This window comes from Sphingomonas echinoides (assembly GCF_029623395.1).
GTDB lineage: Bacteria > Pseudomonadota > Alphaproteobacteria > Sphingomonadales > Sphingomonadaceae > Sphingomonas > Sphingomonas echinoides_A.
This window is the reverse complement of the sequence record NZ_JAPYKK010000036.1, coordinates 1-23,305: the sequence shown is the minus strand read 5'-3', so window position 1 is coordinate 23,305 and position 23,305 is coordinate 1. Positions and strand designations below refer to the sequence as shown.

Below are 23,305 nucleotides of genomic sequence, written 5' to 3'. Positions count from 1 at the left end.
ATGACGCCATGTTCCTCACCTTCCTCGACGAGCTGCGCAGCGCAGGCATCCCCGCCAGTCTGAAGGAGCATCTGCTGTTGCTCGAGGCGCTCGACGCCGAGGTGATCGATCGCACCCCGGAGGCGTTCTATTATCTGTCGCGCGCGGTGTACGTGAAGGACGAGGGGCTGCTCGATCGGTTCGATCAGGTGTTCGCCAAGGTGTTCAAGGGGATCGCCACCACCTTCGGCGAGACCAGCGCGGAGATCCCGGCGGACTGGCTGCGCGCGGTCGCCGAGAAATATCTCAGCCCCGAGGAAATGGCCGCGATCGAGTCGCTTGGGTCGTGGGACGAGATCATGGAGACGCTCAAGAAGCGGCTCGAGGAACAGCAGGGGCGCCATCAGGGCGGCAACAAATGGGTCGGGACCGGCGGCACCTCGCCCTACGGTAACACCGGCTATAATCCCGAAGGCGTCCGCATCGGCGGCGAAAGCACACACAAACGTGCGGTGAAGGTGTGGGACCAGCGCGCGTTCCGCAACCTCGACAATACGCGCGAGCTCGGCACGCGCAACATCAAGGTCGCGCTTCGCCGCCTGCGCAAGTTCGCCCGCGAAGGTGCGGCCGACGAACTCGATATCGACGCGACGATCGCGGGTACGGCGCGGCAGGGCTGGCTCGACGTCGTGATGCGCGCCGAACGCCGCAATGCCGTGAAGCTGTTGCTGTTTCTCGACGTCGGTGGATCGATGGACCCGTGGGTCAAGCTGTGCGAGGAACTGTTCTCCGCCGCCACGACCGAGTTCAAGAACCTGGAGTTCTTTTACTTCCACAACTGCCCGTACGAAGGCGTGTGGAAAGACAATACCCGTCGTTTCGCCGAACGGACCCCGGTGTGGGACGTGCTCCACAAGTTCGGCCATGATTACAAACTGGTGTTCGTCGGCGACGCGTCGATGAGCCCGTATGAAATCAGCCATCCGGGCGGATCGGTCGAGCATTTCAACGAAGAATCGGGGGCGACGTGGATGCAGCGCCTGACGACGACATACCCTGCCGCCGTCTGGCTGAATCCGATCCCCGAACAGCAATGGGGCTATTCGCAGAGCGTGCGAATCATCCGCGAGTTGATGTCCGACCGGATGTATCCACTGACGCTCGCCGGACTGGACGCGGCGATGCGCGAACTGACCCGCAAGCGTTAGGTCAGGCGGCCGTCAAGTCGGCAGACAGTGCCTGCAGCTTTGCCAAATACGATTGGACGAGGACCAAACGACGGTCGCGCGCTTCAACGGTAATCGCGCGGGCTGCGGCAAGACGTTCTGCCGTAACACGACGCTGGTAAAAAAGACGGTCCGATTCCACGTGATCCACCCTCCATGGCGATCCGACAACCCCCCAGCCGCCGCGAATCACCTGACAATTACTTGTACGATGATTCTGCTGTGCGCCATCGTCAAACAGGACCGTATCCGTGAATGGTTACTGAATTACGACCAATGGAGTATTACATAGCACATACGGGGAATTGCTTAGTATCGCAGCAATGCTTTGCGCTGTTGCGACCATAGTGTTTCATCGCCTGCGCTCATGGCATCGAGATCGCCCGGCGTCGCTTCTCCGTCGTCGACCCAAGTGCGCAAGCCGGGACCACCGTTGATGACGTCGATTGGCAACTTGCCGAATGCATATTCGTACGGGAAGTCACGCCACAAAGGATAATCGGGATACACCTGCCGGATCACTTTGAACGCCAACGCCTGGACTCGCCATGGCTTGAAGGCGTCGTGATTGTAGTAAGGGCCTTCGGCGTGGATGTGCACCCCGTTGCACAATTGGTGAACGTGCTTGTGGAAGGTCGGTTCGAACCAGATCTCCCGCAAGCGGCACCCCGCGAGCCATTCGGGCGCGAGCCGCTGCATTTCCGCGATCACGGCGGGGGCGGAAATGTCGGGCGCGCCGAACAGTTCGAGCGGGCGCGTCGTCCCGCGTCCCTCCGATAGCGACGTTCCCTCGAGCATGACGGTGCCGGGATAGGCGCGCGCCATCATTACGTTGGGCGCATTGGGGCTGGGGTTGATCCAGGTCCGCTCGGTCGGCCAGCCGAAGCCGGGCGCGGCATCGGGGTGCCAGCCTTCCATTTCGACGACCTGATAGTCGACGTCGAGCTTGAGCAGGTCGACGAACCAGTCGCCGAGTTCGCCCATCGTCAGCCCGTGGCGCATCGGCATCGGCCCTGCCCCGACGAAACTCTCCCACCCCGGCAGCAGGGTGAGCCCCTCGACCGGCCGACCGACCGGATTGGGGCGATCGAGCACCCATACCGCCTTGCGGTGCTCGGCGGCGGCTTCAAGCACGTAGCGCAGCGTCGTGATGAAGGTGTAGATCCGCGTGCCGAGATCCTGCAGGTCGACCAGCATCACGTCGAACAGATCCATCGACGCAGCGGTCGGCCGCCGGACTTCGCCGTACAGGCTGAAGACGGGCATCCCGTAGGTCGGATCGGTGAAGTCGGGCGACTCCATCATATTGTCCTGCAGGTCGCCGCGCACGCCGTGCTGCGGGCCGAACATCGCGGTGACGTTCAACCCGACCGCGATCAGCGCATCGACCGAATGCGTCAGGTCGGCGGTGACGGACGCTGGATGTGCGAGCAGCGCGATGCGCTTCCCCTCGAGCGGCTTGCGCAAGGCGGGGTCGGCGAGCAGGCGATCGATACCGAAGTTCATGCGCCGGTTGGTGCCGGGAGGGTCGCGATAAAGCAATCCCGGTTGTGGAAATCGGGGGCCCCGCGCGCATGTGCGAGCGCCCAATAGGACTTGGTGCCGTCGGTTTCCTCGATCACGGCGGAAAGGTTCATTTGCAGCTGGCCCGCTGGAAGATCGGACAGGTCCTGATCGACCGTGACCAACGCGTTGGCCGGGGTTGTGCCGCGAACGACCTGCGGTTCGATCGACAGCGGGAGGTCGCATCCGCCGGTTCGGTAGGAGTCGAACCGATATGCCGCCCATTGCGTCGACGGCGCATAGTTGAACTCGAAATAGGCGTCAGACCCGGCAGCGGCGAGGAACAGTTCGCAGCAGGTCGTCTTCCACAATCCGTCGGCGCGGGTGGCGGGCGTCGGATCGGGGATCCGGACCGCATCCTTGCCCGCGACGACGAACTCCAGCCGCAGCCCCCCACCGTCCGGGCGGACCTCGACCGTCACGCCCCGGACCGCCGCGGGCGGCGTATCCGGGTGCGACACTAGCCCATACGTCGCCATCAGCGGGTCACTGCGCCTTGGGGGCGTCGTGGCCGATCAGTTCGCGACCGATCAGCATGCGGCGGATCTCGTTGGTCCCCGCCCCGATGTCGAGCAGCTTGGCGTCGCGATAATAGCGCTCGACCGGCCAGTCCTTGGTGTAGCCTGCGCCGCCCAGCGCCTGCACCGCCTCGTTCGCGACGCGCACCGCATTCTCGCTCGCGAGCAGGATCGCGCCCGCCGCATCGAACCGCGTCGTCTTGCCCGCATCGCACGACCGCGCGACCGCATAGACATAGGCCCGCGCCGAATTGAGCGCGACGTACATGTCCGCGATCTTCCCCTGCATCAGCTGGAACGCGCCGATCGGCTTGCCGAATTGCTGCCGCTCGCGGACATAGGGCACGACCACGTCGAGACACGCCTGCATGATCCCGAGCTGGATCCCGGCGAGCACGGTGCGCTCGTAATCGAGCCCAGACATCAACACGCCCGCGCCGCCGTTGACCGGGCCCATGACGTTCTCTTCGGGCACTTCGCAATCGGTGAAGACGAGCTCGGCGGTCGGCGAGCCGCGCATCCCCATCTTGTCGATCTTCTGCCCGATCGCGAACCCGGGCATGTCCTTCTCGATCAGGAAGGTGGTGATCCCGCGCGATCCCTCGCCGGTCTTGGCATAGACGACGAGCGTATCGGCATAGGCCGCGTTGGTGATCCAGAATTTGGTGCCGTTGAGGACATAGCCGCCCTGCACCTTGTCCGCCTTGAGCTTCATGCCGATGACGTCGGACCCTGCCCCACTCTCCGACATGGCGAGGCTGCCGACATGCTCGCCCGAGATGAGCTTGGGGAGATACTTCGCCTTCTGCTCCGGGTTGCCCCAGCGCGCGATCTGGTTGACGCACAGGTTGGAATGCGCGCCGTAGCTGAGCCCGACCGAGGCGGACGCGCGCGACACTTCCTCGCACGCGACGACATGATCGAGATAGCCGAGCCCAAGCCCGCCATCCTCTTCCGCCACGGTGATCCCGTGCAGCCCGAGTGCGCCCATCTCGGGCCACAGCGCTTGCGGGAACCAGTCCTCCGCATCGACCTTGGCGGCCAGCGGCGCGATCCGATCGGTGGCGAAGCGTTGCGTGGTGTCGCGAATCATGTCCGCGGTCTCGCCCAGCGCGAAATCCATTTCGGCGATCATATCCATCTCCTTTTGCGCCCCGCCTAAACGTCCCCCCGGTATCGGGCAATGGTATGTCGCCGCGCGATGCGATACCGGTTGGCCGCATGAGTGAAGACCGATTCGAGCGCCATCGCCAGCCCTGGACGACGGATGAAATCCAGAAACTGCACACGCTTGCCAAGAAAGGCATGGCGTTGAAGGCGATTTCCAAGGCGCTCAAGCGCAGCGAGGAATCGACCAAGGATCGGGCAAAGGCGGACGGTCTTACGATCGCAAAATTGCGCTAGCGTTGCCGGACCGTGATAGGTCCGTACCGAGACAGTTGCTCGCCCTCCGGAACAAGCCCTATGTGGCCACGTTTGACGACGATTGCGCAGGGTATCCTCCTGTGGCGCATTCCCTGCGGAGCAGCGGCCCGAATGAAATTGCGGTCTTTTCCGGTGTGCGCGGTCGGCGCACTTGGTATCGTGACGCTGGCCATCGGCGGTTGTGCGCAGAAGACGGAAACGAAGGGCGGACGCGGCGGACCCAAAGGTCCCCCCGAAGTCGGCTATATCGAGATCCAGAAATCGAGCGTGCCGTCGATCACCGAGCTGGCTGGCCGCACCTCTGCCTATCAGATGGCTGAAGTCCGCCCGCAGGTTACCGGGCTGATCACCAAGCGCCTGTTTACCGAGGGGTCGATCGTCCAGAAGGGCCAGGCGCTCTACCAGATCGATCCGCGGCTGTACCGGGCATCGGCGAACCAGGCTGCGGCGAACCTCGCCAGCGCCGCCGCCAATGCGACCGCGACCAAGGCCAAGGCGGAGCGCTACAAGCCGCTCGCCGACATGCAGGCAGTCGCCGCGCAGGATTATACCGACGCGCAGGGCCTCGCGCAGCAAGCCGCCGCCTCGGTCCAGCAGACCCGCGCCGCGCTCGAAACCGCGCGGATCAACCTCAAGTTCACCACGGTGCCTGCGCCGATCACCGGCAAGATCGGGCGTTCGCTCTACACCGAGGGGGCGCTCGTCACCTCCAGCCAGACCGATCCGCTGACCGTGATCCAGCGGCTCGACCCGATCTTCGTCGACATCCAGCAGGCGAGCGCCGACCTGTTGCGGCTGCGGCGCGCGCTGGCGGGCGGCGGCGCTTCCGCGGCGAGCCGCGCCGACGTCCGGCTCAAGCTCGAGGACGGCAGCGACTATGGCATGGTCGGCGACGTCCAGTTCTCGGAAGCGATGGTCGATGCGACGACCGGGACCGTCACGCTGCGCGCGCGCTTCCCCAACCCCAACGGGTTGCTGCTGCCGGGCATGTTCGTCCGCGCGAGCTTCGCGCAGGCGATCGATAACAACGCGTTCCTCGTGCCGCAGCAATCGGTGGCGCGCGATGCCAAGGGCAATGCCACCGTGTTCGTCGTCGGCCCCAACAACAAGGCGGTGCAGAAGACCGTGACGACATCGCGCACGGTCGGGACCAACTGGGTGGTGACGAGCGGGCTCGAGCCCGGCGACAAGATCATCACGCAGGGCGTGGGCAAGGTGAAGGCGAACGAAACCGTCAGACCGGTCCCCGCCAACGCGCCGCAGCAGATTCGCAAGCCGGGCAAAGACGCCACCGCCGACCAGAAAAAGAACTGACGCGCAATGCTCTCGCGGATCTTCATCGACCGGCCGATCTTCGCCTGGGTCATCGCGATCATCATCATGCTCGGCGGCGTGGGGGCGATCTATACGCTTCCGGTCGAACAGTTCCCCGACATCGCGCCACCCCAGGTCAATATCCGCGCGAGCTATCCCGGTGCCAACGCGCAGACGCTGGAGAATTCGGTCGCGCAGGTAATCGAGCAGCAGCTGACCGGCATCGACGGCCTGCTGTACTTCACAACCAGCTCGTCCTCGCGCGGACAGGTGACGATCGCGGCGACCTTCTCCAAGGGCACCGACCCGGACATCGCGCAGGTCCAGGTTCAGAACAAGGTCCAGCAGGCGATCTCGCGCTTGCCGCAACAGGTCCAGCAACAGGGCCTGACCGTCACCAAGTCGAACCCCGACTTCCTGCTGATCGCCGCGATCTACGACACCAGCGATCGTCAGACCAACCAGGACGTGTCCGACTATCTCGTCTCCAACCTGCAGGACACGATCGGGCGCATCAAGGGCGTCGGCGACATCAACGTGTTTGGCGCGCAATATGCGATGCGGATCTGGCTCGATCCCAACAAGCTCGCCAGCTACAGCTTGATGCCGTCCGACGTGACCGCCGCGATCCAGGCGCAGAACGCCGAAGTCGCCGCGGGTGAGATCGGCGGCACGCCCACCACGCCCGAGCAGGTGCTCGACGCGACCGTGACCTCGCAGGCGCGGCTGTCGACCCCCGAGCAGTTCCGCGCGATCGTGCTCAAGACGCAGACCGACGGGTCGGCGGTGCATCTGTCCGACGTCGGACGGATCGAGCTGGGCGCGGAAAGCTACGCGGTCACCAGCCGCGTCAACGGCCATCCGGGCGCGGGTATCGCGGTCAGCCTCGCGCCTGGTGCCGACGCGCTCGGGACCGCCGAACTCGTCAAGGCGGAGATCGAGCGCTCGTCGAAGAGCTTCCCCGACGGCTTCGCCTACAGCTTCCCGCAGGATTCGACCGCGTTCATCAAGCTGTCGGTCGAAGAGGTCGAGAAGACGCTGTTCGAGGCGATCATCCTCGTCGTCATCGTGATGTTCGTGTTCCTGCAGAACTGGCGCGCGACGCTGATCCCGACGATCGCGGTGCCGGTCGTGCTGCTCGGCACGTTCGGGATCTTCGCGCTGGCGGGCTTCTCGATCAACACGCTGACGCTGTTCGGGCTGGTGCTCGCGATCGGCCTGCTGGTCGACGATGCGATCGTCGTGGTGGAGAACGTCGAGCGTCTGCTCGAGGAAAACCCCGAGATGACGCCGCGCGAAGCGACGATCCAGTCGATGAACGAGATTACCGTCGCACTGATCGCGATCGCGCTGGTGCTGTCGGCGGTGTTCCTGCCGATGGCGTTCTTCGGCGGGTCGACCGGCGTGATCTACCGCCAGTTCTCGATCACGATCGTCTCGGCGATGGTGCTGTCGGTGGTGGTCGCGCTGGTGCTGACGCCCGCGCTGACCGCGACCCTGCTCAAGCGCAAGGACGAAGAGAAGAAGGACAGCTGGTTCGCCCGCAAGAGCCAACGCGCCAAGGACTGGTTCAACAATGGGTTCGACCGCACGGTCGACCGGTATAGCAAGGGCGTGCAGAAGGTCGTCGATCGCAAGTGGATCTTCCTGCTGATCTACGCCGGGTTGATGGCGATCCTGGTGTTGCTGTTCGTCCGCTTGCCGACCGGGTTCCTCCCGACCGAGGACCAGGGCATCGCCCAGATCCAGTACAACCTCGCGCCGGGTGCGACGCTCAACCAAACGCGGGTCGCGCAGCTTCAGATCGAGAAGTATTTCAGCGAGCAGGAAGGCAAGAACGTCGGCGGCTATCTGACGGTTGCGGGCGGCGGCGGCGGTGGTGGCGGGTCGAACGCGGGTCGCGGCTTCATCGCGCTCAAGGACTGGGCGGACCGCAAGGGCGTCGAGAATGGCGCGGATGCGATCACCAGCCGCGCGACCAAGGCGTTGAGCGGCCTGCGCGACGTCGAATTCTATGCGACCGTTCCGTCGGCGGTGCGTGGTCTCGGGCAGTCCAACGGCTTTACGATGGAATTGCAGAACTCGGGCGGTTTGCCGCGCGAGAAGTTCAAGGCGGCGCGCGATGCGTTGCTGGCGGCGGCGCGCGCGGATTCGACGCTCGCGGCGGTTCGCCCGACCGATCTGGAGGACCAGCCGACGCTCAAGGTCGCGCTCGATTCGCAGAAGCTCAGCACGCTCGGGCTGACGCAGACCAACGTGAACGCGACGCTGTCGACCGCCTGGGGCGGCAGTTACGTCAACGACTTCAACGATCGCGGGCGCGTGAAGCGCGTCTATGTGCAGGGCGATGCGCCGTATCGCTCGTCGCCGGACGATCTGTCGAAATGGTTCGTGCGCGGCAGCACGGGGACGATGGCGCCCTTCTCCGCCTTCTCGTCGATTTCGTGGAGCACCGCGCCGCCGACGCTCGCGCGCTTCTCGGGCGTGTCGTCCTACGAAATCTCGGGCCAGGCCGCGCCCGGACAGAGCTCGGGCCAGGCAATGGACCGGATGGCCGAACTCGCCGCGAAATATCCGGGGACGAGCGTCGCCTGGGCTGGCCTGTCGTATCAGGAGCGGCTGTCCTCGGGCCAGGCGCCGTTCCTCTACGCCATCTCGCTGCTGGTCGTGTTCCTGTGCCTCGCCGCTTTGTATGAAAGCTGGTCGATCCCGGTCGCGGTGCTGCTGATCATTCCGCTCGGCCTCGTCGGCGCGGTGTTTGCGGTGACGCTGCGCGGGTTGCAGAACGACGTGTATCTCCAGATCGGGCTGCTGACGACCATGGGGCTCGCCGCGAAGAATGCGATCCTGATGATCGAGTTCGCCGAGCAGGCCGAGAAATCGGGGATGCGCGTGATCGAGGCGGCGCTGGAAGCCGCGCGGATCCGACTGCGCCCGATCCTGATGACGAGCTTCGCGTTCATTTTCGGCGTGCTGCCGCTGGCGATCTCGACCGGTGCCGGCGCCAACAGCCGGATCGCGATCGGCACGGCGGTGATCGGCGGGATGGTGACCGCGACGATCCTCGCGATCTTCTACATCCCGTTGTTCTTCGTGCTCGTCCGCCGGGGGACGCGCGACGTGCTCAAGCATTTCCACCACGAGAAGCCCGACGACACCGCGTCGGAGCCCTATGGTCCGCCCGCCCCCAAGGCGTCGGACCGCCCGGAGGCAACGGCATGATCCGGAAAATCCTGCTCGGCGTATCGATCTTCGCGGTATCCGCCTGTTCGATGGCGCCGAAATATGTTCAGCCCGCGCTGCCGGTGCCGCCGAGCTGGCCGACCGGGGACGCCTATCTGCGGCAAAGCGAAGCGAGCCTGCCGAGTGTCACCTATCGCGACATCTTCCGCGATCCGCGGTTGCAGGCGATCATCGCGCAGGCGTTGACCAACAATCGCGATTTACGCGTCGCGGCGGCCAATATCGAAACGGCGCGGGCGCAATATCGCATTCAGCGGGCGGAGCTGTTCCCAGCGATCGGCACCACAGCCAATTTCCAGCGGCGCGACAATGGCTCGGGCGGGGTCATTACCAATACCGGGACGGGCACCGGAAACGGCGGCGGGATCGGGGGCGGCACGACCAACCCCGGAACGGGCACTGGGACCGGCACGGGCGTGGGTAACGGCAACACCGGCGCTGGCGGCGTGACGAACATTACCGGCGCGCGGAGCAGTTTCTCGCTCAACGCTGGCATTACCGCGTTCGAAATCGATCTGTTCGGCCGGATCCGCTCGCTCACCACCGCCGCGCAGAACCGCTACTTCGCGACCGAGGCTACCGCCCGCGCGACCCGGTTGACGCTGGTGGGCGATATCGCCTCCGCTTGGCTGACCTACGCGTCCGACCAAAGCCTGCTGCGGATCGCCCAGGAAACCGCGTCGAGCGCACAACGCAGCGTCAAGCTGACCAAGGCGCGGCTGGACGGCGGGATCGCCCCGCGCACCGATCTCGCGCAGGCGCTGATCGTGCTGCAGACCGCGCAGTCCGACCTTGCGACGCAGACGACATTGGTCGCGCAGGACGCCAATGCGCTGCAACTGCTCGTGGGTGCCCCGGTCGACGCAGCGTTGCTGCCTAAGTCGATCGAGGAGGTCGCACCTACCGTCGCCGAGTTACCCGCCGGGCTCAACTCGGCAATCCTGTTGCGTCGGCCTGACGTGCTCCAGGCGGAATATGAATTGCGCGCGACCAACGCCGAAATCGGCGCGGCGCGGGCGGCGCTGTTCCCGCGCATCTCGCTGACTGCGCTTGCCGGTCTCGCCAGCACGTCGCTGTCGAGCTTGTTCACGGGGGGCGCGTTCAACTATTCGGTGTCGCCAAGCGCGACCTATTCGATCTTCCAGGCGGGCGCGGCGCGCGCTGGTGTCGCGCAGACGCGCGCTCAACGCGATGCCGCGCTGGCGACGTATGAGAAGGCGATCCAGACCGCGTTCAGCGAAGTCGCGGACGCGCTTGCACGGCGCGGGACGATCGATCGTCAGCTTGCCGCGCAAGTCGCTCTGTCGGCGGCGGCGGGCGACAATTACCGGCTGTCGGACGCGCGCTATCGCGGTGGCATCGACACGTTCCTGCAAAGCCTCGATGCGCAGCGGTCGCTCTACTCTGCGCAGCGGACGCTGGTCACGACGCGGCTGACCGGGGCGACCAATCTCGTGACGCTGTACCGCGTGCTGGGCGGGGATTCGCTGCTCGACCCGACCGTGGACGGGCCACGTCCCGTTCCCGTACAGGCCACGGACGGAGCTTCGCCACGGAACGGGTGACTTTGCGGAGTCTTTCTGCAAGGGTTCCGGCGGGGCGATGGTGACCGGGCGGTACTGGCCTTCCGGTGGATCGGCTGGGATACGATCGACATGAGCCACCGCATCCGGCGTTTTACCGCTGCCGATCAGCCTGCGATGATCGCCTTCGCGCAGCAATTGCCGGAGCACGACCTGCTTTTCCTGGGACGCGATCTGCGCCATCCCCGAGTCGTTGCCGCATGGGTCGATGCGATGGACGAGGGCTATATCGACGGTCTGGTCGCGGAAGAGAACGGCCAATTGGTCGGCACCGCGGCGCTGGTCTGCGATCCGCTCGGCTGGAGCGGGCATGTCGGGGAAGTCCGCTTGCTCGTAACGCCGCCGCGCCGCGGGGTCGGGGTCGGGCGGGATCTGCTCGAAGGGATTTACGTGATTGCGCAGGAGCGCGGGCTGACCAAACTCATCGCGAACCTCACGCCCGACCAGATCGGATCGGTCATGCTGTTCGAAAGCCTGGGGTTTCGCGCCGAGGCGCTGCTGCGCGACCATGTGCGGGATCGCGAGGGCGTGTACCACGACCTCGCGATCATGAGCGCGGACATCGGGCGGGAGACGGCCGCGGCAGCGGGCGCCTAGCCTCTAGTCGGCGGCGCCCGCCCGGAAGGGGTCAGCCCTTCTCGCCGCGTACCATGCCGACGGTGTCGCGCCCGAATTTCAGGATCAACTCGCCGATCTCGCGTGCCTGGGTCATGTTCCGCGCGCTTTGCTCGCGGATGAAATCGCCCTGGATCTTCATCACCTCGGAAAGATCGGTCGCCGACGCTGCGGCGCGCATCGCGTTGAACGCTTCGCGCGTGTTGGTCTCGGCCTGATCGAGCATCTTGAGGCTGACGGTCGACCCGTTCTCGGCCATCTTGCCGCCCGCGTCGCGCAACGCTTCGCCGGCCTTGCGGGCGGGGTCGACGATCTTTTCCTTGAACGCGTCCTGCATATGGTCGGTCATGCCTTGGCTCCTTCTGCTTGGATGCCGCTCTCCGAACGGCCGGTCCCGACGGTACGTGCCGGTATTGCGTGCAGGTGCCGACGGACGCGCCGCCGATCACCCATAAGTGTAACGCACGGAACGGCTTTTCGAACCGTCACAGCAATTGCGCCGCGTACGTCGCGGGTGCCTGTGGCAGCACGATCCTGGCGATCGTCCCGCTCACCGTGATCAGCAGCAACGCCGCGCCACCTGCCAGCCATTCGCGCCGCGTCGGCCGCCGCTCCGCCACCAGCAGCACGAGCGCGACCGACGTCGCCACCATCGACCACAGGTGATAGCGCAAGTCGGACGCGATGCTGAGGACGAGGAAGCTGGTTTCGAGCAGGATCGCCGACACGAGCAGCGCAAGCGCGATCTCACGAAGCGCCCCCGCCGGTCGACGCACCGCCACGACGAACCCCACCAGCGCCAGCCCATAGAACGCGATCGGCCAGCCGAGCGGCGTATCGACCGTAACGCGCTCGACGTTCAGCCACAGCCGAACCGTCGGAGCGGGGCTGGACAGTCCCAGCGTGTTGGCCTCGCTGACCACCGGCGGAAGCGCGCCCGGCGCCCCTGCCCCGACGAGCCAGCGCTCGGTCGAATTCCAATGCGCCAGCCGATGCGCGAGATAGGTGCCGGGCGCGCGGACGATCGCGGTGGCGAGCATGCCGTACAACGTTCCGGGCGGATAGGCGTGCAGCGCATCGACCAGCCCGCCACAGCGCGTCGCCTCGCCGAGCGGGTCCCAGAAATACGGTTTGACGCAGTGGCGTGCCGCGATCTCGCGGACGCTCGCAGCCGACAGGCCGGTCGGCGTCCCCGGCGCCCCGACGGCGATCGCTGACAGATCGTAGATCGCCTCGGTCCGCTCGACCCCGCTGCTGGCCGCACCGAACAAGCCGTGGTTGATCGGCGACGACACCGCGAGCACGGCGCCGACCCCGACGAGCGCCAGCGCGCCGCGTCCCCACCAGTTGCGCGGACCGACGAGCATCACCGCGAGCGCGACGGTCGCGAACACCGCATTGGCGCGCACAAGCGTCGCATAGCCCAGCAGGATCGTCACCAGCAGCCACGCCCAGGCCGGAACCGGCACCGCGCGCAGCCGCCACCAGGCGACCAGCCCGACCGCCGCAAGCATCGCGCCCAACATTTGCGCGTCTTTGAGCACGGTGCCCTGCCAGCCGAGGAACAGCGGCGTCAGCCCGATCGCGAACACCGCGACGCCCGACCGCGCCTTGCCGGTCCGGGCAAGCGCGGTGGCGATCAGCCCGAGCCCGGCCCAGTACAACGTCATTTGCAGGACGAGCATCGGCGCGGCTTCGCCACCGACGGCGGCGTGCAGCACGGTCCAGAGCCGCGCCATGATCGGGGGGTGCCAGTCGTCAAAGCGACCAGACACCACCTGACCGAATTGCGCGATCGTGTCGTACATCGCGACACCCGGCCAGAACAGGCCGAGCGCTACGACGCAGAGCGCCAGCGCCACCCCGGCCAGGATTGCGGGGTTGCGCTGGTCAACGGTCATATCAGAAGTGGATCGCTCGGCCGTACGCGCCGAGGACGCTCTCGTGCATCATCTCGCTGAGGGTGGGATGCGCGAACACCGTCTCCATCAGCTCTGCCTCGGTCGTCTCGAGCTGCCGCGCGACGACATATCCCTGGATCAGCTCGGTGACTTCCGCGCCGACCATGTGCGCGCCCAGCAGCTCGCCGGTCTTGGCGTCGAACACGGTCTTGACGAAGCCTTCCGCCTCGCCGAGCGCGATCGCCTTGCCGTTGCCGATGAACGGGAATTTCCCGACCTTGAGCTCGTATCCGGCCTCCTTGGCCTTCGCCTCGGTGAAGCCGACGCTCGCGACCTGCGGGCGCGAATAGGTGCAGCCCGGGATGTTCCACTTCTCGAACGGATGGGGCTTGAGCCCCGCGATCGCCTCGACGCAGACGATGCCCTCATGGCTTGCCTTGTGCGCCAGCCACGGCGCGCCGGTCACGTCGCCGATCGCGTAAATCCCCTCGACGTTGGTGCGCGCATAGCCATCGACCTTGATGTGCCCGCGCTCGGTCTCGATCCCGAGCGCCTCGATCCCGATGTTCTCGGTGTTGGGAACGATGCCGATCGCGACGATGACGTGGCTATACTCTTCCGAGGTAACCTTGCCGTCCTTGCCCTTGATCTTGGCGGTGACGCCCTTGGCCGAGGTCTCGATGCCTTCGAGCCCGGTCCCGACGAGCAGCTTGATCCCCTGCTTGGTCAGTGCCTTGTCCATGAACGCGGAGACTTCCTCGTCCTCGACCGGCAGGATCCGCGGGAGCATCTCCACGATCGTAACGTCGGCGCCCATGTCGTTGTAGAAGCTCGCGAATTCCACGCCGATCGCGCCCGATCCGATGACCAGCAGCTTGGTCGGCATTTCCGGCGGAACCATCGCGTGCCGGTACGTCCAGATCCGCTCGCCGTCCGCCTTGGCGAACGGCAGGTCGCGCGCGCGCGCGCCGGTCGCGACGATGATGTGCTTGGCTTCGAGCTCGGTGGTCTTGTCGCCTTGCTTGACGGTCAGCTTGCCCTTGCCCGTCAGCGCGCCGACCCCTTCGAACACCTGGATCTTGTTCTTCTTCATCAGGCCTTTGACGCCAGCGTTGAGCTGGCCCGCGACCTTGCGGCTGCGCTCGACCACCTTGTTCAGATCGAAGCTGACGTTGTCCGCGCTGAGGCCGTAGCTCTCGGCATTCTGCATGTAGTGATAGATTTCGGACGTGCGCAGCAGTGCCTTGGTCGGGATGCAGCCCCAGTTGAGGCAAATGCCGCCCAAGCGCTCGCGCTCGATGATCGCGACCTTGAGACCGAGTTGCGAAGCGCGAATGGCGGCGACATAGCCGCCGGGGCCGGAGCCGAGGATGACGAGGTCGAACGTATCAGCCAAGGGAGGATCCTTCTTCTTGCAACGGGCTTGGACGGTCGTCCGCCCCCATCGAAACCAGGGTAAAGCGCCCGCTTGCCGCGCGGGCAGTGTGTTCGCCGTGCCGATCGCGCCGCCAGACGGTGACCGCGACGGTCATCGAGGTACGGCCGGTGCCGGTAATCTCCGCGTGGAAGCTGACTTCGTCGCCAATTTCCACCGGCGCGGTGAAGCTGAAGCCGTCCGCCGCGACGACGGGGGCCCGCCCGCCGCAATGCCGCGACGCGACCGACCCGGCGGCCAGCGCCATTTGCCCCATCAACCAGCCGACGAAGATCTTGCCGTACGGGTTGGCGTCGCACGCCATCGCGGTCGCGCGGATCGCGGGGGCGGCGCTGGGGGGTGCTTCAGACATTCGGGGGATCGCTCCGCCCCGCGCGGTCCCGCGCGCGCGCCAGCCGGAGCGGCCCGATGCCCATCAACACCAGCACGAACATCGAGACATACGCCACACCCCAGATCGAATCCCGCGCCGACGGAACCGACCAGGTCGCGAGCGATGCGAACACCGCCGCGCCGATCAGCCCCGCGACGATCCACAGGACCTCGATCAGGGTGCGCCACAGCATCTCAGGCGAGCATGCCGAGCGGCGATTCGACCAGCGCCTTGAACGCCTGCATCAACTGTGCGCCGTCCGCACCGTCGATCGCGCGGTGATCGAAGCTGCCGGTCGCCGACATCACGGTTGCGACACCGAGCTGGTCGTCGACGATGTACGGACGCTTCTCGCCCGCGCCGATCGCCATGATCATGCCCTGCGGCGGGTTGATCACCGCCTCGAACTGCTTGATCCCGTACATGCCCATGTTGCTGAGCGACGCCGTACCGCCCTGATATTCCTCGGGCTTGAGCTTGTTGTCGCGGGCCCGCGCGGCAAGGTCCTTCATCTGCGTCGAGATCGCGGCGACGCCCTTGGTGTCGGCGTGCGAGACGATCGGCGTGATCAGCCCCGACGGGGTCGACACCGCGACCGAGATGTCCGCCCGCTCGAAGCTGATCAGCTGGTCCGGCGTGAACATGACGTTGCACTTTGGCACCTGCATCAGGCTGGCGGCGAGCGCCTTGATCAGCAGATCGTTGACCGACAGCTTCACGCCGCGGCTTTCGAGGCCCTTGTTCATGTCGCTGCGCAGCTTGAGTAGCGCGTCGAGCCGGATGTCGACCGTCAGGTAGATATGCGGAACGGTCTGCTTCGATTCGGTCAGGCGACGTGCGATCGTCTTGCGGACGTTGCTGAGCTTCTCGGCGGTGTGCGGAATATCCGGGATCGCGGCAGGCTTGGGCGCGGGCGCAGGCGCAGCACTCGGCGTGGGCGCGGCGGCGGCGTCGCTCGATGCAGGCGCAGCGGACTTGGTCGCACCGGCCTTGGCGTTGTCCAGATCCGCCCGGACGATCCGACCGTTCGGGCCGGAACCCTGCAGCGCGGCAAGGTCGATGCTCTTTTCGGCAGCGATGCGCCGCGCGAGCGGGCTCGCCTTGACGCGCTCGTTATCCTGGCGCGGTGCGGGCGTCGGCGCGGGTGCCGCCGACTTGGGCGCAGCGCCGCCTTCGGGGTTGCCGTGATCCTCGGCCTGCTCGGTCGTGCGCTCGACGGGCTTGGCTTCGCTGCCGGTCTTGTTGGGATCTTCCGCCGACGGCTTGGGCTCGGATTCCTTCGCGGCGGGCGCCGGCGTCGTGTCGCCGGCGCTCTCGCCGTCTTCGAGCAGCGTCGCGATGACCGTGCCGACCTTCACGTTGTCGGTCCCCTCGGCAACGAGGATCTTGCCGATCGTGCCTTCGTCGACCGCTTCGAATTCCATCGTCGCCTTGTCGGTCTCGATTTCGGCCATCAGGTCACCGGATTTGACGACGTCGCCTTCCTTGACCAGCCACTTGGCCAGCGTACCCTCCTCCATCGTCGGGGAAAGCGCAGGCATTTTGATCTCGACCGGCATCGACACGTCCTTGTTTTGACCGAATCCTATGGCCGCAGTCCTTCGCGCCCGATCAAGGTGCGGTCAAGACCGACGCTTGCGTCAAGCGGCCGTTAACCCCACTTAACCACAGGGGAGAGTTCACACAAATGCGCATATATCTGGTCGTGATCGATGAAACGCCCGAAAGCAGCATCGCGCTGCGCTTCGCCGCACGCCGCGCGGTCAAGACGGGGGGCGGCGTTGAGATCCTCGCGCTGGTGCCGCCGACCGAATTCACGCCGTTCGGCGGCGTGCAGGCGACGATCGAGGACGAAGCGCGCGACCATGCCGAAGCGCTGGTGACCGGGGCGGCGGGAACGCTCATCCAGGAATCGGGGCTCCGCCCGTCGATCACGGTGCGCCAGGGCGAAGGCCCCAAGGTGATCCGCGAGATGATCGGCGCCAATCCGGACATCGCCGCGCTGGTGCTGGCGACGGCAGCGTCGGGCGCGCCCGGTCCGCTGGTCGCGCATTTCGCGGGACAGGATGCGGGCGGTCTGCCGATCCCGCTGATGATCGTGCCGGGCTCGCTCGACCGCGAAGCGATCGACCGGTTGAGCTGAACGGCGCGGCGGAAACCGCTGTGGAAAAAGAGCCTTTGTAAAGTTTCGTGAAACTGCGGTCGCCAGCGCGCGCTCTTGAATTCCGTCGGAAATTCTCCGAACGCACGCGGCATGCAGTATCCCCCCTCGGCATCGCCGGTGCCCCACCCGGATCGCGGCTTCCAGGCCTGTCTGTTCGACATGGACGGCACGCTCCTGACCTCGATCGAGTCCGCGGAACGCGTCTGGTCGCGCTGGCTGCGCGGGCACGGGCTCGATCCGGTGAAGATCCTTCCGACGATCCACGGGGTGCAGACGATCGAGACGATCAAGCGGCTCGCCATTCCCGGAATCGACCCGGTCGCGGAAGCCGCGTGGATCGCGCGTGAGGAGATGGTGGATCTGGACGGCGTCCGCGCGATCGATGGCGCGCGCGATTTCGTCGCGAGCCTCCCCCACGACGGCTGGGCGATCGTGACCTCGGCCACGCGCGCACTCGCCGAGGCGCGGCTCGCGGCGGCCGGGCTGGTCGCGCCCGGCCTGTTCATCACCGCCGAGGACATCGCCGCCGGCAAGCCCGCCCCCGATTGCTACATCGAAGCCGCCCGCCGCCTCGGCAAGGACGTGACGCAATGCCTCGTGTTCGAGGACGCGCCCGCCGGGATCCAGGCGGGGCGCGCCGCGGGCGCGCCCGTCGTGGTGATCACGGTGACGCACCAGCACCCGATAGACACCGAATATCCGCACATCCGCGATTATCGCGGTCTCACCACGCGCCACGCGGACGGGCTGATCCGGCTCGCCGCGATCGGCTAGAGCGCGCCCAGCTTGATCCTTACCCCCGTGACCGCGGTGAACGGCTTGCCGTAGAGCGCGGCGGTAAAGCCGTCGTTGGTCCCGATGTAGCGGCGGTCGAACAGGTTTTCGATCTGGCCGAACAGTTCGACGTCGCGCCGGACGGGAACGCTCGCGCCGAGGTCGGCGATGAAATGTGCATCGGTCCGATACAGCGCATCCGGGTCGCCGTTGGTCCGCGCCAGATACCGAACGCGCGGCGACAGCGTGATTCCGTAGGGTCCACGCCAGTCGACGGCGGCGCTCGCACGGTGCTTCGGGATCCCCGGCTGCTGGACGCCGATGCTCGCGGGGTCCTCCGGGTTCCGCGTGACCAATGAATCCGCATAAGTGTAGGCGATCGTCGCGGTCAGCGTCGGCCGCGGTTTCCACGTCAGTTCGGCCTCCACCCCACGGGTGCGCGCGCGCCCGGCGTTGATGAGCCGCGCGCCGATGTCGAACCCCGCCGGCAAGGTCGCGGGGTCGAGATAGCGATAGGTCAGGAAATCGGCGATGCGACTGGCGTAGGCCGTCGCCTGGAACCGGACCGCCCCACGATCCACGTCGAACCCCGCCTCCACGCCCTCGAGCGTCTCGGGCTTCAGCGCGGCATTGCCGTACAGGATATAGCCGGGCACCGAGGCACCGCGATACAGGTTGTCGAGCGTCGGCGCGCGAAACGCGCGGTACAACGCGCCGCGCAAGGCGACGCCCTCGGGAAGCTGATAGCGGATCGACAGTCGTGGATCGACATCGCTGTCGTGGCGGCGCGCCACCTTGCCCAGCCCGCCCGGCGTATCGTCCACGCCGTCATAGCTGTAGAAATCCTGGTAGCGGACGCTCAACAACAGTTGCAGGCGGTCGAGCGGCCGCAGATCGGCTTGCGCGAAGCCACCGAGGAAGCGCTGGTTGCCGGAACCGGTATCGAGCCGCACGCGCGCGCCGGTCTCGTCAAAGATGGTCGCGCGGTCGCTTCCGCGCACGCCGTGATAGTCCGCGCCGACCGACACCGCGCGCAGCGGGCCGGAGAAGGTCTTCGCCCAGATCAGCGACACGCCCGTGTCGTGCGCGCGGGTGCGGTGGCTGTTCTGGACGAACTCGACGTCGTTGGGGTTCGCGCCTTCCGGCGCACCCGGATTGTTGGTGAGGAACCGCTCGTCATTGTGGAACGCGGTCAGATCGACCGACTCGCCGTCGCGCGGCTTCCACGTCAGCGTGCCGGTGTAGCGCCAGGTCCGCTGATCGTTTGTGTTGCGCCGGGTGAGGAAGGTCTGGTCGTTGTCGTAATAGCTCGCTCGCCCCCGTGCGGAGAGAGTGGGCGTCAGGTCGGCATTCCCAGAAAGCCCGACCGAGCGCGCGGTGAAGGCGGTCGGCACCGTCGCCGCGCCGCGCGCGCTTTCGACTTGCTGGATATAGCCGTCGCTGTGGTTGATCCCGGCGTCGAGTCCGACTCCGTATCCGTTTCCGGCAAGCGCCGCATGGCCGTCCACGCGGTAACTCTCGCGACTTCCGCCCGCCGCTTCGGCGACCACGCTGGTCTGGTCGATCGGGCGAGTCAGGATGTTGATGACGCCCCCCATCGCGTAATTCCCCCACAGCGGCGCGCCGCCGCCGCGGACCACCTCGACCCGATCGATCGTCTGCAGCGGCACCTCGCTCCACTGGACATAGCCGAAGAACGGGTCGTTGATCGGCACGCCGTCCAGCAGGACGAGCGCACGGATCCCGCTCAACCCCCGCATCGAGACGATCGTGTTGGTCGGATGCTGTTCGTTGGTGCTGGCGATCGGCAGGTCGACCGAGGGCACGCGTCGCAACACGTCGTCGATCGTGCGCGCGGGCGTGCCGGCGATCTGTTCGGCGGTAATGACGCTGACACTGGACGGCACGTCCGCCAACGCGCGCGCGGAGCGCGTGGCGGTGACGACGATGTCGTTCAAGGGAGACGCGGCGGCATCCTCGGCGGATGCGGGAGCGGCGAGCACGAAGCACGACAGCGCGCCCCCTGCCAGCAGGTAGGATCTGGACATGGCAATACCTTTGATCGGTTCGACGTGTGCAACGCCGACCGTAGTTCACGAACGCGACGATCGGGCCGACGCGGGGAGACGGATCAAAGGCGGCGCGGCGGTCCGCGCAGCGGCGGCCGCAAATGCGTGGGAGCGAACGGGGCGGGCAGCAATACCCCGCCCAGCCCGATCGCGATCACGAAGGCGATGAGGGCGGCCAACTGGATCGGGTCGATCGCCCCCGTCATCGCCGCTGACAGTCCGGCGAAGGCGCAGGGCATTTCCGCCTTGCCGTGATCGCTCGACTTGCCCTGGCCCGTCGCGTGGTGCTGCATGCCGGGCATCGCCATCGCCGTAGCCGTCGGCACGACCCCCGGGCAGACGGTGATCGCGATGTGGCCGTGGTCGACCCCGATCATATAACCGGTCGGGACGAGCAGCTTGAGCAGCAGCGTGGCGGCGCAGAGCAGGACGACCAGCACGCGTTGCGCGAAAAGGTGTCGAATGGCCTGCACCGCCGCGGCTTATCGCCTCCCACCGATCCTGTCACTCGGACCTTCGTCCTAATCCGGTCGCCCCCGCCGTCGTCAGCCGACCCCAGCGGTCCGACACCCCTTGAAGCCGCGCCGCTTCCCCGCCACGATGAGGCGATGCGTATCTTCCCCCTTCCCCTCGCCGCTCTTGCGATCTTAGCCACCCCAGCCCTCGCCCAGACCACGCCGCCGCAAGCCCCTGACCCTGCCCGCCTGCCCGACCCTGCCCGCCTGAAGGCCACCGTCGAAAAGCTCGTCAGCTTCGGCACGCGCCACACGCTGTCCTCCGCCGACGACCCCGTCCGTGGGATCGGGGCTGCGCGGAAATGGGCCGGGGGCGAGCTCACGCGCATCGCGGACGCGTGCGACGGCTGCATCACGGTCGCCAACATCGCGCAAACCGTCACCAACGCGCGCGCGCCGAACGGCGTCAACATCGTCGACGTGCTCGGTTTCCAGCAGGGGCTCGACCCCAAGCGCGTCGTCATCGTCGGCGCGCATATCGACAGCCGCGTTACCGACGTGATGGACATTACCAAGGATGCCCCCGGCGCGAACGACGATGCATCGGGCGTCGCGCTGGTGCTCGAGGCGGCGCGGCTGTTGTCGAAGGAGAAATTCCGCGCGACGATCGTCTATGCGGTGTTCTCGGGGGAGGAACAGGGACTGCTCGGCGCGACGCTGCTCGCCGACACCGCTAAGCAGCGCGGCTGGACGGTCTCGGCGATGCTCAACAACGACATCGTCGGCAATACGGTCGGCCAGAACGGGGTGCGCGTCGCCGATCGGGTGCGCGTGTTCTCGGAAGGGATTCGCGCGTCGGAGGACCTCCCCGCGCAGATCGCGCGGCGCGGCAATGGCGGCGAGGACGACGGCCCCTCGCGCAGCTTGGCAAAGGCGATCGACGGCGTCGCTCAAGGCATCCCCGGCGGGCTCGACGTGATGCTCGACCGCCGCCCGGATCGGTTCGGGCGCGGCGGCGACCATGAGCCGTTCCTCAAGCTCGGCTATCCCGCGGTGCGCTTCTCGGTCGCCGCGGAGAATTACACGCAGCAGCACCAGGACCTGCGCACCGAAAATGGTGTCGTCTACGGCGACACCGTCGACAAGATGGACTTCCCCTATCTCGCGAAGGTCACCGCGATCAACGTCGCGACGATCCGCCGGATCGCCGCCGCCCCCGCCGCGCCGACCGGCGTGACGATCGCGGGTGCGCTCGCGACCGACACGACGGTCAAGTGGGAGCCGGTCACAGGCGCGGTGCGCTACCGCGTCCATTATCGGCGCAACGACGTGCAGGACTGGCAGAAGGTCGTGGAGGTCGCCGCGCCCGCTGTCACGTCGGTGCTGAAGGACGTGATCGTCGACGATACGTTCGTCGGCGTGGGCGCGGTCGGTGCGGATGGGGCGGAAAGCCTGATCACGTTCGCCGGGCCGGAGCCGCGCAAGCGCTGAGGTTGGGGATCCCCTCCCCGACGACGGTCGGGGAGGCGCAAACGGAAGACTCAGGCGCCCTGCGCTCGAAGGGCGATCGCTACCGCCGCCGCACCCGCTTGCGATGGCGCGGAGGGGCCACCGCTTCCGGATAGCCGTAAGTGGCGCCACTCCGAACCGTCACGACGCTGCTGCCCCCGGCCTCATAGCGTTGCCCAGCCCCGCCCAGATACGCGCCGTTGGTCGCGTAGCTCGTCACGCCGCCGCGCGACACGACCTGCGGCAACTCGACCACGGGCGGGACGTCCAGATAACCGTAATCGCCGGTTCGGTCGGCCCGGTCGTTCGCCTCTCGCACGATCGCGCTTGCATCGACGTAGACGAGCGGCGCCGCATCCTGGGGTGGCGCCGGGGCGCGGGTCTGTTGCGCATGCCCCGCGGTCCCGACGAATACCGCCGCCATCGTCGCTATAAAAACGCCAAACCGTACCATCACATTGCTCCCAGCATTTCCGAGCCTGCCGGAGCGAGATGAAGACTCGGTAAACCCCAGCCCTGGTCAGGCCGCAATCCGCGGCGCGAGCAACGTCATCAGCGCCTCGCACCCAGCGGCATCCTGCGCGTCGAACCGCGCCGCGCTCGGGCTGTCGAGATCCAGCACGCCGATCAACCGGTCCTCATGGACGATCGGCACGACCAGTTCGGAGCGGCTCGCCGCATCGCACGCGATATGCCCCGGGAACGCGTGAACGTCCTCGACCAGCTGCGTCTCCAGCGTCTTCGCCGCCGCGCCGCAGACCCCGTCGCCGACCGCGATCCGGATGCACGCGGGCTTGCCGAGGAACGGCCCGACGACCAGCTCGCCCGCGACCATCCGGTAGAATCCCGACCAGTTGAGATCAGGCAGATATTGCGCAATCAGCGCCGCCGCATTCGCCATATTGGCGATCGCATCGTGCTCGCCCTCGGTCAGCGCGTCGAGCGCGGCATGCAGGTCGCGATACAGTTCGGCCTTGGAGTCCGCGGACACCGTGAATTCGTACATCGTCATCTCCGTCGCGCGAACGCCCTGCGCGCCCACGCTCTTGGCAAAGCTGGCCGGTCGGAACAACCCGCCCGTCCGCGCGCGACAGCCAATCGACCCGGGCGCGCTCTTGGATTAGGAGGCGATTCATGGTCGCCATTCCCGTCACCCGTT

22 protein-coding genes are annotated in these 23,305 nt (G+C 66.6%); 9 read left to right on the top strand and 13 right to left on the bottom strand.

Features of this window, described 5'->3' with window-relative positions; genetic code table 11:
* The first annotated feature begins 8 nt into the window (after window positions 1-8).
* A complete protein-coding gene (locus QBJ92_RS17060; protein ID WP_277970890.1) occupies window positions 9-1,187 on the top strand; it encodes a vWA domain-containing protein in 1,179 nt (392 codons plus the stop codon).
* A 327-nt stretch (window positions 1,188-1,514) separates the two neighbouring features.
* Here QBJ92_RS17060 and QBJ92_RS17055 read toward each other — a convergent pair whose 3' ends face one another.
* The 3 genes from QBJ92_RS17055 to QBJ92_RS17045 are packed head-to-tail and all read right to left on the bottom strand — an operon-like array spanning window position 1,515 to window position 4,421.
* A complete protein-coding gene (locus tag QBJ92_RS17055; RefSeq protein ID WP_277970889.1) occupies window positions 1,515-2,711 on the bottom strand; it encodes an exo-beta-N-acetylmuramidase NamZ family protein in 1,197 nt (398 codons plus the stop codon).
* Window positions 2,708-3,247 carry a DOMON-like domain-containing protein gene (locus QBJ92_RS17050; RefSeq protein ID WP_277970888.1) on the bottom strand — a complete coding sequence of 180 codons (540 nt, stop codon included), beginning with the start codon at window positions 3,245-3,247 and terminating at the stop codon, window positions 2,708-2,710. The genes QBJ92_RS17055 and QBJ92_RS17050 overlap by 4 nt, the downstream gene beginning before the upstream one ends.
* 7 nt (window positions 3,248-3,254) lie before the next feature.
* A complete protein-coding gene (locus QBJ92_RS17045; protein ID WP_277970887.1) occupies window positions 3,255-4,421 on the bottom strand; it encodes an isovaleryl-CoA dehydrogenase in 1,167 nt (388 codons plus the stop codon).
* Between the two features lie 86 nt (window positions 4,422-4,507).
* Here QBJ92_RS17045 and QBJ92_RS17040 point away from each other — a divergent pair, with 86 nt between their 5' ends.
* From QBJ92_RS17040 to QBJ92_RS17020, 5 genes are all read left to right on the top strand, one after another.
* Window positions 4,508-4,690, top strand: coding sequence for a hypothetical protein (locus QBJ92_RS17040; RefSeq protein WP_277970908.1), 183 nt, complete (start codon window positions 4,508-4,510; stop codon window positions 4,688-4,690).
* 132 nt (window positions 4,691-4,822) lie between these two features.
* Window positions 4,823-6,025, top strand: a complete 1,203-nt coding sequence (locus QBJ92_RS17035; protein ID WP_431358428.1) for an efflux RND transporter periplasmic adaptor subunit — start codon at window positions 4,823-4,825, stop codon at window positions 6,023-6,025.
* A 6-nt stretch (window positions 6,026-6,031) separates the two neighbouring features.
* Window positions 6,032-9,247 carry an efflux RND transporter permease subunit gene (locus tag QBJ92_RS17030; protein WP_277970886.1) on the top strand — a complete coding sequence of 1,072 codons (3,216 nt, stop codon included), beginning with the start codon at window positions 6,032-6,034 and terminating at the stop codon, window positions 9,245-9,247.
* Complete coding sequence (locus QBJ92_RS17025) at window positions 9,244-10,833, top strand: efflux transporter outer membrane subunit (protein ID WP_277970885.1); 1,590 nt, start codon at window positions 9,244-9,246, stop codon at window positions 10,831-10,833. Before QBJ92_RS17030 ends, QBJ92_RS17025 begins: the two co-directional genes overlap by 4 nt.
* A 90-nt stretch (window positions 10,834-10,923) precedes the next feature.
* The gene (locus tag QBJ92_RS17020) at window positions 10,924-11,448 is read left to right on the top strand and encodes a GNAT family N-acetyltransferase (protein ID WP_277970884.1); all 525 of its coding nucleotides are present in this window, start codon (window positions 10,924-10,926) and stop codon (window positions 11,446-11,448) included.
* Between the two features lie 31 nt (window positions 11,449-11,479).
* On the opposite strand, the gene QBJ92_RS17015 is transcribed toward QBJ92_RS17020, so the two are convergent.
* The 6 genes from QBJ92_RS17015 to QBJ92_RS16990 form a co-directional block, all read right to left on the bottom strand.
* The gene (locus QBJ92_RS17015) at window positions 11,480-11,815 is read right to left on the bottom strand and encodes a phasin family protein (RefSeq protein ID WP_277970883.1); all 336 of its coding nucleotides are present in this window, start codon (window positions 11,813-11,815) and stop codon (window positions 11,480-11,482) included.
* Between the two features lie 136 nt (window positions 11,816-11,951).
* Window positions 11,952-13,367, bottom strand: coding sequence for a hypothetical protein (locus tag QBJ92_RS17010; protein ID WP_277970882.1), 1,416 nt, complete (start codon window positions 13,365-13,367; stop codon window positions 11,952-11,954).
* A gap of 1 nt (window position 13,368) precedes the next feature.
* Window positions 13,369-14,763, bottom strand: a complete 1,395-nt coding sequence (gene lpdA / locus QBJ92_RS17005) for a dihydrolipoyl dehydrogenase (RefSeq protein ID WP_277970881.1) — start codon at window positions 14,761-14,763, stop codon at window positions 13,369-13,371.
* Window positions 14,756-15,154, bottom strand: a complete 399-nt coding sequence (locus QBJ92_RS17000; RefSeq protein ID WP_277970880.1) for an acyl-CoA thioesterase — start codon at window positions 15,152-15,154, stop codon at window positions 14,756-14,758. The genes lpdA and QBJ92_RS17000 overlap by 8 nt, the downstream gene beginning before the upstream one ends.
* Complete coding sequence (locus QBJ92_RS16995) at window positions 15,147-15,368, bottom strand: hypothetical protein (protein WP_277970879.1); 222 nt, start codon at window positions 15,366-15,368, stop codon at window positions 15,147-15,149. Before QBJ92_RS16995 ends, QBJ92_RS17000 begins: the two co-directional genes overlap by 8 nt.
* 1 nt (window position 15,369) lies before the next feature.
* Window positions 15,370-16,734 carry a pyruvate dehydrogenase complex dihydrolipoamide acetyltransferase gene (locus QBJ92_RS16990; RefSeq protein WP_277970878.1) on the bottom strand — a complete coding sequence of 455 codons (1,365 nt, stop codon included), beginning with the start codon at window positions 16,732-16,734 and terminating at the stop codon, window positions 15,370-15,372.
* Window positions 16,735-16,862: 128 nt separating this feature from the next.
* Here QBJ92_RS16990 and QBJ92_RS16985 point away from each other — a divergent pair, with 128 nt between their 5' ends.
* Together QBJ92_RS16985 and QBJ92_RS16980 are read left to right on the top strand one after the other, a co-directional pair.
* Window positions 16,863-17,318 (top strand): universal stress protein, encoded by a 456-nt coding sequence (locus QBJ92_RS16985; RefSeq protein WP_277970877.1) that lies wholly within the window; start codon window positions 16,863-16,865, stop codon window positions 17,316-17,318.
* A 111-nt stretch (window positions 17,319-17,429) separates the two neighbouring features.
* Window positions 17,430-18,113, top strand: coding sequence for an HAD-IA family hydrolase (locus QBJ92_RS16980; protein WP_277970876.1), 684 nt, complete (start codon window positions 17,430-17,432; stop codon window positions 18,111-18,113).
* Here the strand turns inward: QBJ92_RS16980 and QBJ92_RS16975 are convergent.
* Together QBJ92_RS16975 and QBJ92_RS16970 are read right to left on the bottom strand one after the other, a co-directional pair.
* Window positions 18,110-20,161 carry a TonB-dependent receptor gene (locus QBJ92_RS16975; protein WP_277970875.1) on the bottom strand — a complete coding sequence of 684 codons (2,052 nt, stop codon included), beginning with the start codon at window positions 20,159-20,161 and terminating at the stop codon, window positions 18,110-18,112. The genes QBJ92_RS16980 and QBJ92_RS16975 overlap by 4 nt on opposite strands.
* A gap of 83 nt (window positions 20,162-20,244) precedes the next feature.
* Window positions 20,245-20,655 (bottom strand): hypothetical protein, encoded by a 411-nt coding sequence (locus QBJ92_RS16970; protein WP_277970874.1) that lies wholly within the window; start codon window positions 20,653-20,655, stop codon window positions 20,245-20,247.
* A 135-nt stretch (window positions 20,656-20,790) separates the two neighbouring features.
* Between QBJ92_RS16970 and QBJ92_RS16965 the strand changes: the two genes are divergently transcribed.
* A complete protein-coding gene (locus QBJ92_RS16965; protein WP_277970873.1) occupies window positions 20,791-22,128 on the top strand; it encodes a M20/M25/M40 family metallo-hydrolase in 1,338 nt (445 codons plus the stop codon).
* Window positions 22,129-22,207: 79 nt separating this feature from the next.
* Here the strand turns inward: QBJ92_RS16965 and QBJ92_RS16960 are convergent, their stop codons facing one another.
* Complete coding sequence (locus QBJ92_RS16960; protein ID WP_277970872.1) at window positions 22,208-22,600, bottom strand: hypothetical protein; 393 nt, start codon at window positions 22,598-22,600, stop codon at window positions 22,208-22,210.
* A gap of 66 nt (window positions 22,601-22,666) precedes the next feature.
* Complete coding sequence (locus QBJ92_RS16955) at window positions 22,667-23,152, bottom strand: GAF domain-containing protein (RefSeq protein ID WP_277970871.1); 486 nt, start codon at window positions 23,150-23,152, stop codon at window positions 22,667-22,669.
* Between the last annotated feature and the right edge of the window lie 153 nt (window positions 23,153-23,305).

What these genes read in the sequence shown, in the direction of transcription:
- QBJ92_RS17060 (WP_277970890.1), top strand. Translation starts at nt 9, where the DNA reads ATGTTCCTCACCTTCCTCGACGAGCTGCGCAGCGCAGGCATCCCCGCC.
- QBJ92_RS17055 (WP_277970889.1), bottom strand. Translation starts at nt 2,711, where the DNA reads ATGAACTTCGGTATCGATCGCCTGCTCGCCGACCCCGCCTTGCGCAAG.
- QBJ92_RS17050 (WP_277970888.1), bottom strand. Translation starts at nt 3,247, where the DNA reads ATGGCGACGTATGGGCTAGTGTCGCACCCGGATACGCCGCCCGCGGCG.
- QBJ92_RS17045 (WP_277970887.1), bottom strand. Translation starts at nt 4,421, where the DNA reads ATGATCGCCGAAATGGATTTCGCGCTGGGCGAGACCGCGGACATGATT.
- QBJ92_RS17040 (WP_277970908.1), top strand. Translation starts at nt 4,508, where the DNA reads ATGAGTGAAGACCGATTCGAGCGCCATCGCCAGCCCTGGACGACGGAT.
- QBJ92_RS17035 (WP_431358428.1), top strand. Translation starts at nt 4,823, where the DNA reads ATGAAATTGCGGTCTTTTCCGGTGTGCGCGGTCGGCGCACTTGGTATC.
- QBJ92_RS17030 (WP_277970886.1), top strand. Translation starts at nt 6,032, where the DNA reads ATGCTCTCGCGGATCTTCATCGACCGGCCGATCTTCGCCTGGGTCATC.
- QBJ92_RS17025 (WP_277970885.1), top strand. Translation starts at nt 9,244, where the DNA reads ATGATCCGGAAAATCCTGCTCGGCGTATCGATCTTCGCGGTATCCGCC.
- QBJ92_RS17020 (WP_277970884.1), top strand. Translation starts at nt 10,924, where the DNA reads ATGAGCCACCGCATCCGGCGTTTTACCGCTGCCGATCAGCCTGCGATG.
- QBJ92_RS17015 (WP_277970883.1), bottom strand. Translation starts at nt 11,815, where the DNA reads ATGACCGACCATATGCAGGACGCGTTCAAGGAAAAGATCGTCGACCCC.
- QBJ92_RS17010 (WP_277970882.1), bottom strand. Translation starts at nt 13,367, where the DNA reads ATGACCGTTGACCAGCGCAACCCCGCAATCCTGGCCGGGGTGGCGCTG.
- QBJ92_RS17000 (WP_277970880.1), bottom strand. Translation starts at nt 15,154, where the DNA reads ATGTCTGAAGCACCCCCCAGCGCCGCCCCCGCGATCCGCGCGACCGCG.
- QBJ92_RS16995 (WP_277970879.1), bottom strand. Translation starts at nt 15,368, where the DNA reads ATGCTGTGGCGCACCCTGATCGAGGTCCTGTGGATCGTCGCGGGGCTG.
- QBJ92_RS16990 (WP_277970878.1), bottom strand. Translation starts at nt 16,734, where the DNA reads ATGCCGGTCGAGATCAAAATGCCTGCGCTTTCCCCGACGATGGAGGAG.
- QBJ92_RS16985 (WP_277970877.1), top strand. Translation starts at nt 16,863, where the DNA reads ATGCGCATATATCTGGTCGTGATCGATGAAACGCCCGAAAGCAGCATC.
- QBJ92_RS16980 (WP_277970876.1), top strand. Translation starts at nt 17,430, where the DNA reads ATGCAGTATCCCCCCTCGGCATCGCCGGTGCCCCACCCGGATCGCGGC.
- QBJ92_RS16975 (WP_277970875.1), bottom strand. Translation starts at nt 20,161, where the DNA reads ATGTCCAGATCCTACCTGCTGGCAGGGGGCGCGCTGTCGTGCTTCGTG.
- QBJ92_RS16965 (WP_277970873.1), top strand. Translation starts at nt 20,791, where the DNA reads ATGCGTATCTTCCCCCTTCCCCTCGCCGCTCTTGCGATCTTAGCCACC.
- QBJ92_RS16960 (WP_277970872.1), bottom strand. Translation starts at nt 22,600, where the DNA reads ATGGTACGGTTTGGCGTTTTTATAGCGACGATGGCGGCGGTATTCGTC.
- QBJ92_RS16955 (WP_277970871.1), bottom strand. Translation starts at nt 23,152, where the DNA reads ATGTACGAATTCACGGTGTCCGCGGACTCCAAGGCCGAACTGTATCGC.